Here is a 17,306-nt window from a genome sequence, read left to right on the forward strand (position 1 = left end):
AGCTAAAGCAGTTGAGAAAGCTAAAGATGCAGAAGGCGTTAAAGATCCAGAAGCTAAGACACCAGTTAAAGATCCAGCTAACTTAACAGACGCAGAAAAAGCTAAAGTAGCAGACGAAGTTAAGAAATCTAACCCAACAGCGAAAGATGTTGAAGTAGGTAAAGATGGAACAGCGACTGTAACCTTCCCAGATGGATCAACAGCAGAAATCCCAGCAGCTAAAGCAGTTGAGAAAGCTAAAGATGCAGAAGGCGTTCAAAATCCAAGTACACCAGCTACAGATGCAGGTAAGAACACACCAGTAGCGCAGGATCAAACAGCTAAACCAGCCAACAAGTCTAAAGATTCAGAAGGCGTTAAGGCTCCATCAGCGACATCAGTTAAGGATCCAAGCAACTTGACAGACGCAGAAAAAGCTAAGGTAGCAGACGAAGTTAAGAAATCTAACCCAACAGCAACAGATGTTAAAGTTGGCAAAGATGGAACAACAACTGTAACCTTCCCAGATGGCTCAACAGCAGTAATTCCAGCTGATAAAGCAGTAGCGAAAGCTAATGATTCAGAAGGAGTTAAAGATCCATCAGCAACAGCGGTTAAAGATCCAAGCAATTTGACAGACGCTGACAAAGCTAAGGCAGCATCTAATGCTAGCCAAGCAACATCAGCTCAAGCAAATGCGCGTAAAGGAGCTAAAGAATTACCAAATACAGGTACAGCAGATTCTACTGTAGCTATGGTAGCAGCTGCAGCAAGTGCATTACTTGGTCTTGGTCTTGCAGGTCGTCGTCGTAAAGAAGACGAAGAAGCTTAATTGGTAGATTGTTTGATAAACATCAGATGATAAATCCGATTTTCAAAGCTTGAACAAGTACCTCTCATAAGAAAATCTCCTAGCAGGAAAGCCTGCTAGGAGATTTTTGCATTTCAGGAAGTGGACGGCTGACTTGGTAACCAGCTGAGGGTGAAAGTTAGTTGTTCAGCTTTTAAGAGGTCTTGGTGTTGAATGCTAGTTATAGAGGTATTATCTAGTCGGCATTCTTTTACAAAGTTAAAATGGCTGTAGTTTTGTTTAGTATGGATATCCAGCCATTTATCTTCTTTAGCCAGATAGATTCGGAGGTGGTCAAAGAGAGGGATTCCGAGATCATAGCTGGGCTTGCCTGGACAGGTTGGATAGAAACCGAGAGCTGACCAGATGTACCAAGCAGAGAGACTACCATTGTCTTCATCGCCAGGATAGGTTTCCCAACTTGGATGAAAGGCTTTCTGACGGAGAGTCTTGATGAGAAGGGCAGTATAGTCAGGGTAGTTGCTGTAGCGGAAGAGATAAGGAATGTGGAAGCTCGGCTGGTTGGAAATGGCTATTTGTCCAAAAGGAGCAGTAGCCATCTCGCTCATTTCATGAATCTCGTAGCCATAGCCTGTTGTCTCAAAGAGGGGAGCCTCCTGACAGGTTTTCAAAAGATAGTTGCTGAATGCTTCTTTTCCACCCATAAGTTGGATTAAGCCTGGGATGTCGTGGAGAACGCCTAAAGTTGCTTGGATGGCTGAACATTCGGCATAATCACGTCCCCAACTATAAGGAGAAAAGTCAGGGCGGAAGTTGCCTTGACCATCACGCGCTCGCATGTAACCTGTATCAGTATCAAATAGATGGCGGTAATTGTGTGATGCGGCCTTGTAGGTCTCAGCGATTTCTATTTTCCCTAGTTTCTCGGCACAGCTTGCGATACAAAAGTCGCTATAGGCATAGTCTAGGGTATGGCTGACGCTTTCGTGGTGGTCGATAGAGAGGTAGCCTAGTTCTTGGTATTGGGTTAGTCCGTGACGGCCATTGATGCCGAGAGGGTCGGTCTTGCTGGCTGTTTCAAGCATGGCTTGGAGGAGTTCTTCTTCCAAGTCGGGGGCCATGTCCTTGCAGGCGCTATCTGCGATAATACCGTCTAAAAGTGTACCAGGCATCATGCCACGTTCATCTGGAGCTAGCCATTTTGGAAGGAAACCAGTATCGCGGTAGCTATTGAGGAAACCTTCTAAAAAGCGGTGGTAGTGTTCCGGTATGATAAGGGCAAAGAGGGGGAAGGTGGTGCGGAAGGTATCCCAGAAACCATTGTTGCTGAAGAGAACACCGGGCTTGACAGTGCCAGTAGCCAGATCCATGTGGATGGCTTGCCCTGATTCATCAATCTCATAAAAAGTCTGTGGGAAGAGGAAGAGTCTGTAAAGGCAGTGGTCAAAGAAGGTTCGGTCAGCCTCTCCTGTCTCGATAACGTCAAAACGATGGAGGAGATTTTTCCAGTCGGCTTGGGCACTTGATTTACAGCTATCAAAGTCCTTTTGAGGTAGATTAAGCAGTGCTTGAGAAGGAGAGATGAAAGAAGTGGCTAGCTGAATCTCAGTATGGCTACTTGCTAAGTCAATTCGCCAGTCTCTCCCTTCTTGGCTGACAGCAAGAATATCCGTATTCATTTGCAGGGCAGTGAACATCGTTAGCGAATTTTTGTTGGTTTCAGTTTTACCTTCTTGTCGGAGGGCAAGAGTTCGCTTATCTACTCGCTCCACTGTCAGTTTATCTGCTACGTGAAGGTAGAGGGAGAGGGCTTTGCCTTGCTTTTGCTCCAAACGAATAGAAGCACCGTAGCAAGTCGGTGTGAGCTGGGTTTCAATCTGATAGCGCAGGGAGAAAATCTTCAGATAATGAGGTTTGAAAGAGGTCTTATCTATGTCATAGGAAGACTGGCGGTGAAAGAGGCTGTCTCCACCCAGTTGGCCTGTGACAGGTGTCAGAAGGAGCCAAGAGTAGTCCCCAATCCAAGGACTGGGCTGGTGGGTTAATCGAATCCCCTGAAAGATAGGCAGATGTGGATCAAAAAACCAAGAGCCCTCCTGGTCACTGGTCTGGGGCACAAAGTAATTCATCCCAAAAGGCACGCCTGTGTAAGGCAGGGTATTTCCCCGAGAGAAGGCATGCTTGCTGGCAGTTCCAAAGCGGGTATCGATGGTTTCAAGTAGTGGTTTCATAGTCTTTCCTTTAGCTGTTTTTCTACATTATATCAGAAAAAGATAGCCTTTAGAAAAGGAGTTTCAAAGATAACTATTTTGTAGAAAAATGACTATCATTTGTGTATGTATTTTCTGTCTCAAAAGCTATATACTGAAAATGAAACTTGTTTGAAAGAGGATACTGCACGATGATTTATTCAAAAGAAATTGTTAGAGAATGGCTAGATGAAGTGGCAGAGCGGGCTAAGGACCATCCAGAGTGGGTGGATGTATTTGAGCGTTGTTATACAGACACCTTGGACAATACGGTTGAAATCCTAGAAGATGGTTCAACTTTTGTATTGACTGGGGATATTCCTGCTATGTGGCTTCGGGATTCGACAGCCCAACTCAGACCCTACTTGCATGTGGCTAAAAGAGATGCCTTCCTGCGTCAGACCATTGCAGGTTTGGTCAAACGTCAGATGACCTTGGTACTCAAGGATCCTTATGCCAACTCCTTCAACATAGAGGAAAACTGGAGGGGGCACCACGAGACCGATCATACAGATCTCAATGGCTGGATATGGGAACGCAAGTATGAGGTGGACTCGCTTTGCTATCCTTTGCAGCTGGCTTATCTCCTTTGGAAAGAGACTGGCGAGACTAGTCAGTTTGATGAGACTTTTGTCGCAGCGACCAAGGAAATTCTTCACCTCTGGACAGTGGAACAAGACCACAACAACTCTCCTTATCGTTTTGTCCGAGATACGGACCGTAAGGAAGACACTTTGGTAAATGATGGTTTTGGTCCTGACTTTGCCGTGACAGGAATGACCTGGTCAGCTTTTCGTCCAAGTGATGATTGTTGTCAATATAGCTACTTGATTCCATCAAATATGTTTGCGGTGGTTGTCTTAGGTTATGTCCAAGAAATCTTTGCTACATTGAATCTAGCTGATAGTGAAAGCATCATTGCTGACGCTAAACGTCTGCAAGCTGAAATCCAAGAAGGGATTGAAAATTACGCCTACATGACTAACAGCAAGGGCGAGAAGATCTATGCTTTTGAAGTAGACGGTTTAGGAAATGCTAGCATCATGGATGATCCAAATGTACCAAGTTTGTTGGCTGCGCCTTATCTGGGCTACTGTTCGGTCGATGATGAAGTGTATCAAGCAACTCGTCGCACCATTCTGAGCCCTGAAAATCCCTACTTCTACCAAGGAGAATACGCTAGCGGTCTCGGAAGTTCTCATACCTTCTATCGCTATATCTGGCCAATCGCCCTTTCTATCCAAGGCTTGACAGCTACAGATAAAGCTGAGAAAAAATTCTTGCTAGATCAGCTGGTTGCTTGTGATGGTGGAACAGGTGTGATGCACGAAAGCTTCCACGTAGATGATCCGACCCTCTACTCACGTGAATGGTTCTCTTGGGCCAACATGATGTTCTGTGAGTTGGTCTTGGATTACTTGGATATCCGCTAAGGAACACGCTTTAGCGCAACTGATTCTTGTCAGAATCACAAATTTACATTTAAAACATTAAAAATTTAATTTAGAATGAGGTTTTACTTCATGGAAAATGTTGTCGTACATATTATCTCACATAGTCACTGGGACCGTGAGTGGTACTTGCCTTTTGAAAGCCACCGTATGCAGTTGGTGGAATTGTTTGACACTCTCTTTGATCTCTTTGAAAATGACCCTGAATTCAAGAGCTTCCACTTGGATGGTCAAACCATTGTCCTTGATGACTACTTGGAGATTCGCCCTGAAAATCGCGACAAAGTCCAACGCTACATTGACGAAGGAAAATTGAAGATTGGTCCCTTTTATATCTTGCAGGATGACTACTTGATCTCCAGTGAAGCCAACGTTCGCAATACCTTGATTGGTCAAGCAGAATGTGCAAAATGGGGCAAATCAACCCAGATTGGTTACTTCCCAGATACCTTTGGAAATATGGGACAAGCGCCTCAAATTCTTCAAAAATCAGGCATTCACGTGGCAGCCTTTGGTCGTGGTGTGAAACCGATTGGGTTTGATAACCAAGTCCTCGAAGATGAGCAGTTTACTTCCCAGTTTTCAGAAATGTACTGGCAGGGTGCGGACGGAAGTCGTGTTCTTGGGATTCTCTTTGCCAACTGGTACAGTAACGGGAATGAAATTCCAGTTGATAAAGATGAGGCCTTGACCTTCTGGAAACAAAAATTGTCAGATGTGCGTGCCTACGCTTCGACTAACCAATGGTTGATGATGAACGGCTGTGACCACCAGCCTGTACAGAAAAATCTGAGCGAAGCTATTCGTGTGGCAAATGAACTATTCCCTGACGTGACCTTTGTTCACAGTTCCTTTGATGAATATGTTCAAGCTGTGGAAGGTGCCCTGCCTGAACACTTATCAACGGTTACAGGTGAGTTGACCAGTCAGGAAACAGACGGCTGGTACACACTTGCCAACACTTCTTCATCCCGCATTTACCTCAAACAAGCCTTCCAAGAAAATAGCAACCTCCTAGAGCAAGTTGTAGAACCCTTGACTATTATCACTGGGGGCCACAACCACAAGGACCAGTTGACCTATGCTTGGAAAACTCTTTTGCAAAATGCACCGCATGATAGCATCTGTGGCTGTAGCGTGGACGAAGTCCACCGCGAGATGGAAACTCGTTTTGCCAAGGTTAACCAAGTTGGAAACTTTGTGAAGAGCAATCTTCTGAATGAGTGGAAGAGCAAAGTAGCTACAGCTAAGGCTCAAAGCGACCATCTCTTTACTGTCATTAACACAGGCTTGCATGATAAGGTCGATACGGTCAGCACAGTGATTGATGTGGCGACTTGTGATTTCAAGGAATTGCACCCAACAGAGGGATATAAGAAGATGGCTGCCTTAACCTTACCAAGTTATCGTGTGGAGGACTTGGATGGTCGTCCTGTAGAGGCTAAAATCGAAGATTTGGGGGCTAATTTTGAGTACGATTTACCAAAAGACAAGTTCCGCCAAGCTCGTATCGCTCGACAAGTGCGCGTGACCATCCCAGTTCACCTAGCGCCACTTTCTTGGACAACTTTCCAATTGCTGGAAGGAGAACAAGAACACCGTGATGGTATTTACCAAAACGGGGTGATTGATACACCATTTGTAAGGGTGAGTGTGGATGACAATATCACAGTTTATGACAAGACAACTCACGAATCCTATGAAGATTTTATCCGTTTTGAGGATCGTGGTGACATCGGAAACGAGTATATTTATTTCCAACCAAAAGGAACAGAGCCTATCTATGCAGAGCTTAAGGGCTACGAGGTCTTGGAAAACACAGCTCGCTATGCTAAAATTTTGCTCAAACATGAATTGACTGTTCCTGTCAGTGCGGATGAAAAACTAGAAGAAGAGCAAAAAGGCATCATCGAGTTTATGAAGCGTGAGGCTGGACGGTCAGAAGAATTGACAAGCATTCCTCTTGAAACTGAGATGACTGTCTTCGTTGATAATCCACAAATCCGTTGCAAAACTCGCTTTACTAACACTGCCAAAGACCACCGTATCCGTCTTTTGGTTAAGACTCACAACACGCGTCCAAGCAATGATTCTGAAAGTATCTATGAGGTAGTGACACGACCAAACAAACCAGCTGCTTCATGGGAAAATCCTGAAAATCCTCAACACCAACAAGCCTTTGTCAGTCTGTATGACGATGAAAAAGGTGTGACTGTATCCAACAAGGGATTGAATGAATACGAAATCCTTGGAGACGACACCATTGCAGTGACCATTCTGCGTGCATCAGGTGAGTTGGGTGACTGGGGCTACTTCCCAACACCAGAAGCACAATGCTTGCGTGAGTTTGAAGTCGAGTTTGCGCTTGAATGCCACCAAGCTCAGGAACGCTTCTCAGCCTTCCGTCGTGCCAAAGCCTTTCAAACACCATTCACTAGTCTTCAGGTTGCTAAACAAGAAGGAAGTGTTGCTGCGACTGGTAGCCTCTTGAGTCATGCGGCACTCAGCTTACCACAAGTTTGCCCAACAGCCTTTAAAGTAGCTGAAAATGAAGAAGGCTATGTCCTCCGTTACTACAATATGAGTCAAGAAAATGTGCGCATATCAGAACACCAACAAACCATTCTTGACTTACTTGAGCAATCATATCCAGTTCATTCAGGACTATTGGCTCCACAAGAAATTCGTACAGAATTGATTAAAAAAGAAGAAATTTAATTTCAAAAAGTAAACATAAAAAGAAAGGAGGGGTGAAAAGGTAAGAACTAACTGCTGATTCGCCCCTTTTTATGGTAAAAACAATGACCATTGCAACGATTGATATCGGAGGGACTGGGATTAAGTTTGCCAGTCTTACTCCTGATGGGAAAATATTGGATAAGAAAAGCATTCCAACTCCAGAAAGTTTGGAGGATTTATTAGCTTGGATAGACCAGTGCTTGTCAGAACAGGATTACAGCGGGATTGCTATGAGCGTTCCAGGCGCTGTCAATCAAGAGACAGGTGTGATTGATGGCTTCAGTGCGGTGCCCTACATTCACGGCTTTTCGTGGTATGAGACGCTTAGCTCTTATCAGATTCCTGTCCATCTAGAAAATGATGCCAACTGCGTTGGACTCAGTGAATTACTGGCTTATCCAGAACTTGAAAATGCAGCCTGTGTCGTGATTGGGACAGGGATTGGCGGAGCCATGATTATCAATGGGAGACTTCACCGAGGTCGCCACGGCCTGGGTGGGGAATTTGGCTACATGACAACCCTTGCCCCTGCTGAAAAGCTCAACAACTGGTCGCAACTAGCGTCAACTGGGAATATGGTGCGCTACGTGATTGAAAAATCTGGTCAGACTGACTGGGACGGTCGCAAGATTTACCAAGAGGCCGAAGCAGGAAATGCCCTTTGTCAAGAAGCCATTGAGCGCATGAACCGTAATCTGGCGCAAGGCTTGCTCAATATTCAGTATCTCATCGACCCAGATGTCATCAGTCTGGGAGGCTCTATCAGTCAAAATCCAGATTTTATTCAAGGTGTCAAGAAGGCTGTAGATGACTTTGTCGATACCTACGAAGAATATACGGTCGCACCAGTTATCCAAGCCTGCACCTATCATGCAGATGCTAATCTTTACGGTGCCCTTGTCAACTGGTTACAGGAGGAAAATCAATGGTAAGATTTACAGGAATTAGTGACAAACAAACTCAGGCAATCGACTTGCTGACAAAGCACATTTCGCTACCAGATGTAGAGGTAGCTGTCGCTCAGTCTGACCAAGCTTCTATCTCTATCAAGGGTGAGGGTGGTCATTATCAATTGACCTACCGTAAACCTCATCAACTCTATCGCTCCTTGTCCTTGTTGGCAGCAGCTCTAGTAGAAGGTAACAAAGTAGAGATTGAGGAACAGGCGGCTTATGAAGATTTAGCCTATATGGCTGACTGTTCACGAAATGCGGTGCTGAATGTGGCTTCTGCCAAGCAGATGATTGAGGTCTTGGCTCTCATGGGTTACTCAACCTTTGAGCTCTATATGGAAGACACCTACCAGATTGAAGGACAACCTTACTTTGGCTATTTCCGCGGGGCTTATTCGGCTGAGGAGTTGCAGGAAATCGAAGCCTATGCCCAACAGTTTGACATGACCTTTGTGCCTTGCATCCAGACCTTGGCCCACTTGTCGGCCTTCGTTAAATGGGGTGTCAAGGAAGTGCAGGAGCTCCGTGATGTGGAGGATATCCTCCTTATCGGCGAAGAAAAGGTTTATGACCTGATTGACGGCATGTTTGCTACTCTATCTAAACTGAAGACTCGCAAGGTCAATATCGGGATGGACGAAGCCCACTTGGTTGGTTTGGGACGCTATCTTATCTTAAACGGTGTTGTGGATCGTAGTCTTCTCATGTGCCAACACTTGGAGCGCGTGCTGGATATTGCAGACAAATATGGATTCCACTGCCAGATGTGGAGCGATATGTTCTTCAAGCTCATGTCAGCAGATGGCCAGTACGACCGTGATGTGGAAATTCCAGAAGAAACTCGTATCTACCTAGACCGTCTCAAAGACCGTGTAACCTTGGTTTACTGGGACTATTATCAGGATAGCGAGGAAAAATACAATCGCAACTTTAGTAACCACCACAAGATTAGTCAGGATATCGCCTTTGCAGGTGGTGCTTGGAAGTGGATTGGTTTCACACCCAATAATCATTTCAGCCGTCTAGTGGCTATCGAGGCCAATAAAGCCTGCCGTGCCAATGACATCAAAGAAGTCATTGTGACGGGTTGGGGAGATAATGGTGGTGAAACAGCCCAATTCTCTATCTTACCGAGCTTGCAAATCTGGGCAGAACTCAGCTATCGCAATGACCTAGACCGACTGTCTGCTCATTTCCAGACCAATACAGGTCTATCGGTTGAAGATTTTATGCAGATTGACCTTGCCAACCTCTTGCCAGACCTACCAAGCAATCTCAGTGGCATCAATCCCAACCGCTATGTCTTTTATCAGGATGTTCTCTGCCCGATTCTTGATCGACACATGACACCTGAACAGGACAAGCCACACTTCTCTCAGGCTTCTGAGACGCTTGCTGACATTAAAGAAAAAGCTGGAAACTATGCCTATCTTTTTGAAACTCAGGCCCAGTTGAACCATATTTTAAGTAGCAAAGTCGATGTGGGACGACGCATTCGTCAGGCTTACCAAACGGATGATAAGGACAATCTGCAAGAAATCGCAAGACAAGAATTACCAGAACTCAGAAGCCAAATCGAACACTTCCATGCTCTCTTTAGCCACCAATGGCTGAAAGAAAACAAGGTCTTTGGCTTGGATACAGTTGACATCCGTATGGGCGGACTCTTGCAACGCATCAAGCGAGCAGAAAGTCGTATTGAGGCTTATCTGGCAGGTCAGCTTGACCGTATTGACGAGTTAGAAGTGGAAATCCTGCCATTTACTGACTTCTACGCAGATAAGGATTTCGCAGCTACAACAGCCAACCAGTGGCATACCATCGCGACAGCCTCAACGATTTACACGACTTAGAACAAGAATACTGTGGCTTATGCAGAGTGTTTCTCGTGAAACATCCCTTTCTTCAAAAGTACTCCACATAAAATAATTTGTGGAGTTTTTTCTATAATTAGTAGTTTAACCTAACCTTCAAATAGGAGTATACTAATAATGTAATCGTTATCAAAAGTCTAAAAAGGAATTTTTAGATGGGTATCAAAATAAAAAAGGGAGGAAATTATGAATAAGTTTTCAAAAACCTTGAGAGATAACTGGATCTTTCTCTTGATGGTTTTGCCAGGGGCACTCTGGTTGATTCTATTCTTCTACATTCCAGTATTTGGGAACGTGGTTGCCTTCAAAGACTACCACATGACTAGTAATGGTTTCATAGATAGTATCATGAATAGTAAATGGGTCGGACTCGATAATTTCAGATTCTTATTTAGTTCAAAAGACGCCTTTATTATTACACGAAATACTGTCCTCTACAATCTCGGCTTTATCTTTATTGGTTTAATTGTATCTGTAGGGATTGCCATTATTCTCAGTGAACTCCGTTCTAAGAGAATGGTTAAGATCTTCCAAACTTCCATGTTGTTCCCTTACTTCTTGTCTTGGGTTATCATCAGTTTCTTTACAGATGCCTTCCTAAACATTGATAAAGGGGTGTTCAACCATTTCCTAGAGTCTATCGGAATGAAGGAAATCAATTTCTACGCTGACTTAGGTATCTGGCCATATCTCCTACTTTTCCTAGGTATTTGGAAAGGTTTTGGATATAGCAGTGTCATGTACTATGCAACAATCATGGGAATTGATCCAACCTACTATGAAGCAGCAACGGTGGACGGTGCTAGCAAATGGCAACGAATTCGCAATGTAACCATTCCACAGTTAACACCGTTGGTAACCGTATTGACTATCCTGGCAGTAGGAAATATCTTCCGTGCAGACTTCGGTCTCTTCTACCAAATCCCCCATAATGCTGGTCAGCTTTATAACGTAACCAACGTCTTGGACGTATATGTTTATAATGGTTTGACCCAGACAGCGGATATCGGGATGGCTTCAGCGGCAGGTCTCTACCAATCAGTAGTCGGTTTGCTTTTGGTTATCCTATCAAACTTACTTGCAAGACGAGTTGATCCAAACTCAGCCTTGTTCTAGAAAGGAGGAGAATATGGCAGAAAAGAAAATTAAAAAAGAAAAAATTGATAATGTCGGCATTCACTCCTTCAGTAAGAAAGCAGATATCTTCTTCAGTACCATTTCTGGTTTGATCGCCCTCTCTTGTATCCTACCCTTCGTATTCGTTATTGTTATTTCGGTGACAGATGAAAAGAGTATCCTTCAAAATGGATATAGCTTCTTCCCATCCCAATTTGGATTAGACGGTTTTGAATTTTTGGCACAGTTTAAGGATAAAATCCTCCAAGCCCTCTTCATCTCAGTCTTTGTAACAGTGGTGGGGACTATCACAAACGTTTTTATCACAACAACTTATGCTTACGCCATTTCACGGACAACCTTTAAGTATCGCAGATTCTTTACGATCTTTGCCCTTCTTAGTATGTTGTTCAATGCTGGTTTGGTACCAGGCTATATCGTGGTCACTCGTTTGCTTCAACTTGGTGATACAGTTTGGGCCTTGATTGTTCCAATGCTTCTCTCACCATTTAACATCATCTTGATGCGTTCCTTCTTTAAGAAGACCATTCCAGAAGCTATTCTAGAATCTGCTCGTATCGATGGTGCCAGTGAAGCCCGGATCTTCTTCCAAATCTGTTTACCATTGTCACTACCAGGTATCGCAACCATCACGCTCTTGACAGCTCTTGGTTTCTGGAATGACTGGTTCAACGCCCTTCTTTACATTAAGAGTGACAACTTGTATCCATTGCAATATTTGCTCATGCAAATCCAACAAAATATGGATTACATCGCCAAAGCAGTCGGCCTTTCTGGTCAACTGGGAGTTGCTCTTCCAAAAGAAACAGGTCGTATGGCCATGGTTGTGGTCGCAACCCTTCCAATCGCGATTTTGTATCCATTCTTCCAACGCTACTTTGTAAAAGGTTTGACTATCGGTGGTGTGAAAGAATAGTACTTGTCGAGAAATACCCTTTCTAATTTCCAAACTTTCCTTGCGTGAAGTTAAGATCATTACATTGTTTATAAGTTTAAAAATAAAAAAAGGAGTTTTTGTCATGAAAAACTGGAAAAAATATGCTTTTGCATCTGCTAGCGTAGTCGCTTTGGCTGCTGGTCTCGCTGCTTGTGGAAACCTTTCAGGTAACAACAAGAAAGCTGCTGATTCAGCTTCAGGTGAAAAACCTGTTATCAAAATGTACCAAATCGGTGACAAACCAGATAACTTGGATGAATTGCTAGAAAATGCTAACAAAATCATCGGTGAAAAAGTTGGTGCCAAATTGGATATCCAATATCTTGGATGGGGTGACTATGATAAGAAAATGTCAGTTATCACATCATCTGGTGAAAATTACGATATCGCCTTTGCATCTAACTATGTTGTAAATGCTCAAAAAGGTGCCTATGCTGACTTGACTGACTTGTACAAGAAAGAAGGGGCAGAGCTTTACAAAGCACTTGACCCAGCTTACATCAAAGGTAACAGCATTAACGGTAAAATTTACGCAGTTCCAGTTGCAGCCAACGTTGCATCATCTCAAAACTTCGCCTTTAACGGAACTCTTCTTGCTAAATACGGTATCGATATTTCAGGTGTCACTTCATATGAAACACTTGAACCAGTCTTGAAACAAATCAAAGAAAAAGCTCCAGATGTAGTGCCATTTGCGGTAACTAAGAACTTCATCCCATCTGATAATTTTGACTACCCAGTTCCAAACGGACTTCCATTCGTTATTGACCTTGAAGGGGACACTACTAAGATTGTAAACCGTTACGAAGTACCTCGTTTCAAAGAACACTTGAAGATTCTTCACAAATTCTATGAAGCTGGCTACATTCCAAAAGACGTAGCAACAAGCGATACTTCATTTGACCTTCAACAAGATACTTGGTTCGTTCGTGAAGAAACAGTAGGACCAGCTGACTACGGTAACAGCTTGCTTTCACGTGTTGCGAACAAAGATATCCAAATCAAACCAATCACTAACTTCATCAAGAAAAACCAAACAACACAAGTTGCTAACTTTGTCATCTCAAATAACTCTAAGAACAAAGAAAAATCAATGGAAGTGTTGAACCTCTTGAACACTAACCCAGAACTCTTGAATGGTCTTGTTTATGGTCCAGAAGGCAAGAACTGGGAAAAAATTTCAGGTAAAGAAAACCGTGTTCGCGTTCTTGATGGCTACAAAGGAAACACTCACATGGGTGGATGGAACACTGGTAACAACTGGATTCTTTACATCAACGAAAACGTTACAGACCAACAAATCGAAGATTCTAAGAAACAATTGGCAGAAGCTAAAGAATCTCCAGCGCTTGGATTCATTTTTAACACTGACAGTGTGAAATCTGAAATCTCAGCAATCTCTAACACAATGCAACAATTCGATACAGCTATCAACACTGGTACTGTAGACCCAGATAAAGCTATTCCAGAATTGATGGAAAAATTGAAATCTGAAGGTGCCTACGAAAAAGTATTGAACGAAATGCAAAAACAATACGATGAATTCTTGAAAAACAAAAAATCATAAGATCAATTGATTTTGTGTATTCATTCCTAATTCCTAAAAATGTAATCACTGTTTTCCTCAGACTTATCTGGGGAAGGCAGTGATTTTTTGAAACAAAGACATAGATATTCCTGTTCTCTCATTTTCATTATTTTAACCATTTAGGAAATCTCAAGCACTATTTAGGATTTAGAGCAAGAATTTGGGGAAATATGGCTTATATTAGAGATGTTCGAGTTTACAAAGGAGGGATCACATGAAAAAGTATCAGCTTGTCTTCAAAATAAGTGCAGTCTTGTCTTACCTATTTTTCGTATTTGGCCTTTCTCAGCTAACGCTTATTGTCCAAAATTATTGGCAATTTTCTTCCCAGATTGGCAATTTTCTTCCCAGATTGGCAATTTTTTCTGGATTAGAAATCTCTTGAGTTTGCTATTTAGCGGAGTCATGATTTGGATTCTGATTAAGACAGGCCATGGTTATCTCTTTCGCATTCCAAGAAAAAAATGGCTTTGGTATTCGATTTTGACAGTATTAGTGGTAGTGCTCCAGATCTCTTTTAACGTTCAGACAGCTAAACATGTTCAGTCAACTGCTGAAGGTTGGGCTGTATTGATCGGTTATAGTGGGACCAACTTTGCTGAGCTAGGTATCTATATAACTTTGTTCTTTCTGACTCCACTTATGGAAGAGCTGATCTATAGAGGATTACTGCAACACGCCTTTTTTAAGCATTCGAGATTTGGCCTTGATTTGCTTCTTCCGTCAATTTTATTTGCTCTTCCTCATTTTTCAAGCCTGCCTAGTTTGTTAGATATCTTCATCTTTGCAACATCTGGCATCATCTTTGCTAGTTTGACCCGCTATACCAAGAGTATTTATCCTTCCTATGCGGTGCATGTGATCAATAATATTTTCGCAACATTACCATTTTTGCTGACTTTTTTAAACAGGGTATTTGGGTAAAGTATTGGTACAGAGTTAGGAATGATAGTTTATCAATTTATAAGTGAGTTTCAGGAGGAAAATAAGAATGACAACATTAAAATGGTTTGCAGGAGGAAGTGAAAGGCGTTGTGAAGCCATGACTATCATAGATTATCTAGTAGAAGATATAAAGGAAGTGTCTCAACTGACCCCCTTGAAAAATCAATTAGTGATTTATAAAAGACGATTAAAGAACGATGGGACTTCGACTCCATTTATATTGAGTCAAATGAATGTTGACATCTCACGTGTGTTGATTGACAATAAGCTGACTTTGTCAGAAAGTCAAGCTGAGCAAATCAAAAAATTGAGAGAATTGTCGGCGATTCGCTATGGTTACTGATGAAGTGCAGGGACAGGCCACCTTCTAAAATTTCCAGTCAAATAAATTGCATTCGTTTTCTTAAGCAGGTATACTAGTATGGATAAATAAAAAATTTAGAAAATTTAAGAATAGAAAAGAGAACAAATCTTATGGCAAAAGATATTCGTGTCTTACTTTACTACCTTTATACTCCAATTGAAAATGCAGAGCAATTTGCTGCAGACCACTTGGCTTTCTGTAAATCAATCGGCCTTAAAGGCCGTATCCTAGTCGCTGACGAGGGAATTAATGGAACAGTTTCAGGTGACTACGAAACAACTCAAAAATATATGGACTACGTTCATAGCCTCCCAGGAATGGAAGACCTCTGGTTCAAGATTGACGAAGAAAATGAACAAGCCTTCAAGAAGATGTTTGTTCGCTACAAGAAAGAAATTGTCCACCTTGGTTTGGAAGACAACGACTTTGACAACGACATCAACCCACTTGAAACAACAGGTGCTTACTTGTCTCCAAAAGAGTTCAAAGAAGCCCTTCTTGACGAAGATACCGTTGTCCTTGACACACGTAACGATTATGAGTACGACTTAGGACATTTCCGTGGGGCTATCCGCCCAGATATCCGCAACTTCCGTGAGTTGCCACAGTGGGTTCGTGACAACAAAGAAAAATTCATGGACAAGCGCGTCGTGGTTTACTGTACAGGTGGTGTTCGCTGTGAGAAATTCTCAGGTTGGATGGTTCGTGAAGGCTACAAAGATGTTGGCCAATTGCACGGAGGAATCGCAACTTACGGTAAAGACCCAGAAGTCCAAGGTGAGCTTTGGGATGGGAAAATGTACGTCTTTGACGAGCGTATTGCCGTAGATGTTAACCATGTCAACCCAACTATCGTAGGAAAAGACTGGTTTGATGGAACACCATGTGAACGTTATGTCAACTGTGGAAATCCATTCTGTAACCGTCGTATCTTGACATCAGAAGAAAATGAAGACAAGTACCTTCGTGGATGCTCACATGAGTGCCGTGTTCACCCACGTAACCGCTATGTTTCAGAAAATGAATTGACACAAGCTGAAGTGATTGAGCGCCTAGCTGCTATCGGTGAAAGCTTGGATCAAGCAGCTACTGTATAAGATTAAACAGTCCTTAGGGGCTGTTTTTCTATGCTTTTTACTCAAAAATCTAAAGTTTGTTTCTGTATCTTTCAGAAAAATAGGGTATACTATATGTAAACGATTTCAAAGGAGTCCAGTTATGGCGAAAACATTTTTTATTCCAAATAAACAGAGCATTTTAGGAGAACAGGAAATTTTGACTGCCAAGTCTATCTTGGCATTAGTAGATGGCTTGGAGTCACACAGCTATGATGCAGTCTATCTCCGTCAGCCTCTTAATCGTCTCGAGTATATCGAGTGTGCGATAGTGGGGCAATCACAATTTCTTTTTAAGATCAGTTATGCTGATGGTCAAAAGGCTTACCGTGTCGATCTTCCTGACCTACTAACGCAGACAGACTGGCAGATTATCAAATCATTTTTAGATGCTCTACTTGCTTATACAGGAACTGAGATTGAAGGACTAGATGGTTTTGATTTTGAAGCTTATTTCCGAGCAAGTATTCAAGCCTATCTAGCAGACACTGTAGCCCGTTTTACGATTTGCCAAGGAATTTTTAATCCTGTTTTCTTTGGTCATGAGGACTTGAAAAGCTTTTTAGAGGAAGATGGCTTGGCTCAATTTGAAGCGCGTGTGCGTGCGGTTCAAGAGACAGATGCCTACTTTGCAAGAGTTTCCTTCTATCAGGATGGAGAAGGGCAAGTGCATGGTGTTTACCATCTAGCTCAAGGAGTCAAGACAGTGTTACCGAGAGAACCATTTGTTCCTGCAGCCTATATTGAGCAATTGCTGGATAAGGAAGTCCAGTGGGAAATTGACTTGGTTCAAATCACAGGAGATGGCTCTAAACCAGAAGACTATGAAGCCATTGCTCGCTTGGGCTATGCAAAATTCCTAGAGTCACTACCATCAGCATCTTACCACCAACTAGATGCTAATCAATTAGAAGTACAACCCATCCTAGGACAAGATTTTAAAACATTAGCACAAGAAAAGTAAAGCAGAAGCAGGTCAATCGACTTGCTTTTTGGCATAGAAAAAATCCTGCCATGAAAGACAGGATTGCTACTCAATGAAAATCAAAGAGCAAACTAGGAAGCTAGCCGCAGGCTGCTCAAAACACTGTTTTGAGGTTGTAGATAAGACTGACAAAGTCAGGAACATATATCTACGGTAAGGCGAAGCTGACGTGGTTTGAA

General features: G+C 42.7%; 12 protein-coding genes and 1 pseudogene. 12 read left to right on the forward strand and 1 reads right to left on the reverse strand.

Annotated elements, in window-relative coordinates; all coding sequences use genetic code 11:
* A partial coding sequence (locus tag HT718_RS09495; protein WP_240147341.1) for an LPXTG cell wall anchor domain-containing protein occupies positions 1–811 on the forward strand: 811 nt, incomplete at its 5' end.
* 113 nt (positions 812–924) lie between these two features.
* Here the strand turns inward: HT718_RS09495 and HT718_RS00390 are convergent.
* Positions 925–3,021 (reverse strand): GH92 family glycosyl hydrolase, encoded by a 2,097-nt coding sequence (locus HT718_RS00390; RefSeq protein WP_173266546.1) that lies wholly within the window; start codon positions 3,019–3,021, stop codon positions 925–927.
* A 170-nt stretch (positions 3,022–3,191) separates the two neighbouring features.
* On the opposite strand from HT718_RS00390, the gene HT718_RS00395 reads away from it, so the two are divergent.
* The 11 genes and pseudogenes from HT718_RS00395 to HT718_RS00450 all read left to right on the forward strand — a co-directional run bounded on the left by HT718_RS00395 (position 3,192) and on the right by HT718_RS00450 (position 17,106).
* Positions 3,192–4,472, forward strand: a complete 1,281-nt coding sequence (locus HT718_RS00395) for a glycoside hydrolase family 125 protein (RefSeq protein WP_173266548.1) — start codon at positions 3,192–3,194, stop codon at positions 4,470–4,472.
* Positions 4,473–4,562: 90 nt separating this feature from the next.
* Positions 4,563–7,208: an alpha-mannosidase gene (locus tag HT718_RS00400; protein WP_173266550.1), complete on the forward strand. Its 2,646-nt coding sequence runs from the start codon at positions 4,563–4,565 to the stop codon at positions 7,206–7,208.
* Between the two features lie 83 nt (positions 7,209–7,291).
* On the forward strand, positions 7,292–8,161 hold the full coding sequence (locus HT718_RS00405; RefSeq protein WP_173266552.1) for an ROK family protein: 870 nt from the start codon (positions 7,292–7,294) through the stop codon (positions 8,159–8,161).
* Positions 8,155–10,035, forward strand: coding sequence for a beta-N-acetylhexosaminidase (locus tag HT718_RS00410; RefSeq protein ID WP_173266554.1), 1,881 nt, complete (start codon positions 8,155–8,157; stop codon positions 10,033–10,035). The genes HT718_RS00405 and HT718_RS00410 overlap by 7 nt, the downstream gene beginning before the upstream one ends.
* A gap of 207 nt (positions 10,036–10,242) precedes the next feature.
* Positions 10,243–11,172 carry a sugar ABC transporter permease gene (locus tag HT718_RS00415; RefSeq protein WP_001032151.1) on the forward strand — a complete coding sequence of 310 codons (930 nt, stop codon included), beginning with the start codon at positions 10,243–10,245 and terminating at the stop codon, positions 11,170–11,172.
* Positions 11,173–11,185: 13 nt separating this feature from the next.
* Positions 11,186–12,109 carry a carbohydrate ABC transporter permease gene (locus HT718_RS00420; protein WP_000818351.1) on the forward strand — a complete coding sequence of 308 codons (924 nt, stop codon included), beginning with the start codon at positions 11,186–11,188 and terminating at the stop codon, positions 12,107–12,109.
* A gap of 103 nt (positions 12,110–12,212) precedes the next feature.
* The gene (locus HT718_RS00425) at positions 12,213–13,697 is read left to right on the forward strand and encodes an ABC transporter substrate-binding protein (RefSeq protein WP_173266556.1); all 1,485 of its coding nucleotides are present in this window, start codon (positions 12,213–12,215) and stop codon (positions 13,695–13,697) included.
* A 235-nt stretch (positions 13,698–13,932) separates the two neighbouring features.
* Positions 13,933–14,642 (forward strand): annotated as a pseudogene (locus HT718_RS00435) (lysostaphin resistance A-like protein).
* A 67-nt stretch (positions 14,643–14,709) separates the two neighbouring features.
* Positions 14,710–15,006 (forward strand): bacteriocin immunity protein, encoded by a 297-nt coding sequence (locus tag HT718_RS00440; protein ID WP_173266562.1) that lies wholly within the window; start codon positions 14,710–14,712, stop codon positions 15,004–15,006.
* Between the two features lie 131 nt (positions 15,007–15,137).
* Positions 15,138–16,124 (forward strand): rhodanese-related sulfurtransferase, encoded by a 987-nt coding sequence (locus HT718_RS00445; RefSeq protein WP_020899966.1) that lies wholly within the window; start codon positions 15,138–15,140, stop codon positions 16,122–16,124.
* A 121-nt stretch (positions 16,125–16,245) separates the two neighbouring features.
* On the forward strand, positions 16,246–17,106 hold the full coding sequence (locus tag HT718_RS00450; protein WP_173266564.1) for a DUF4299 family protein: 861 nt from the start codon (positions 16,246–16,248) through the stop codon (positions 17,104–17,106).
* The last annotated feature ends 200 nt before the right edge of the window (positions 17,107–17,306 follow it).

It is taken from the genome of Streptococcus sp. 714, from assembly GCF_013277115.1.
Taxonomy (GTDB): domain Bacteria; phylum Bacillota; class Bacilli; order Lactobacillales; family Streptococcaceae; genus Streptococcus.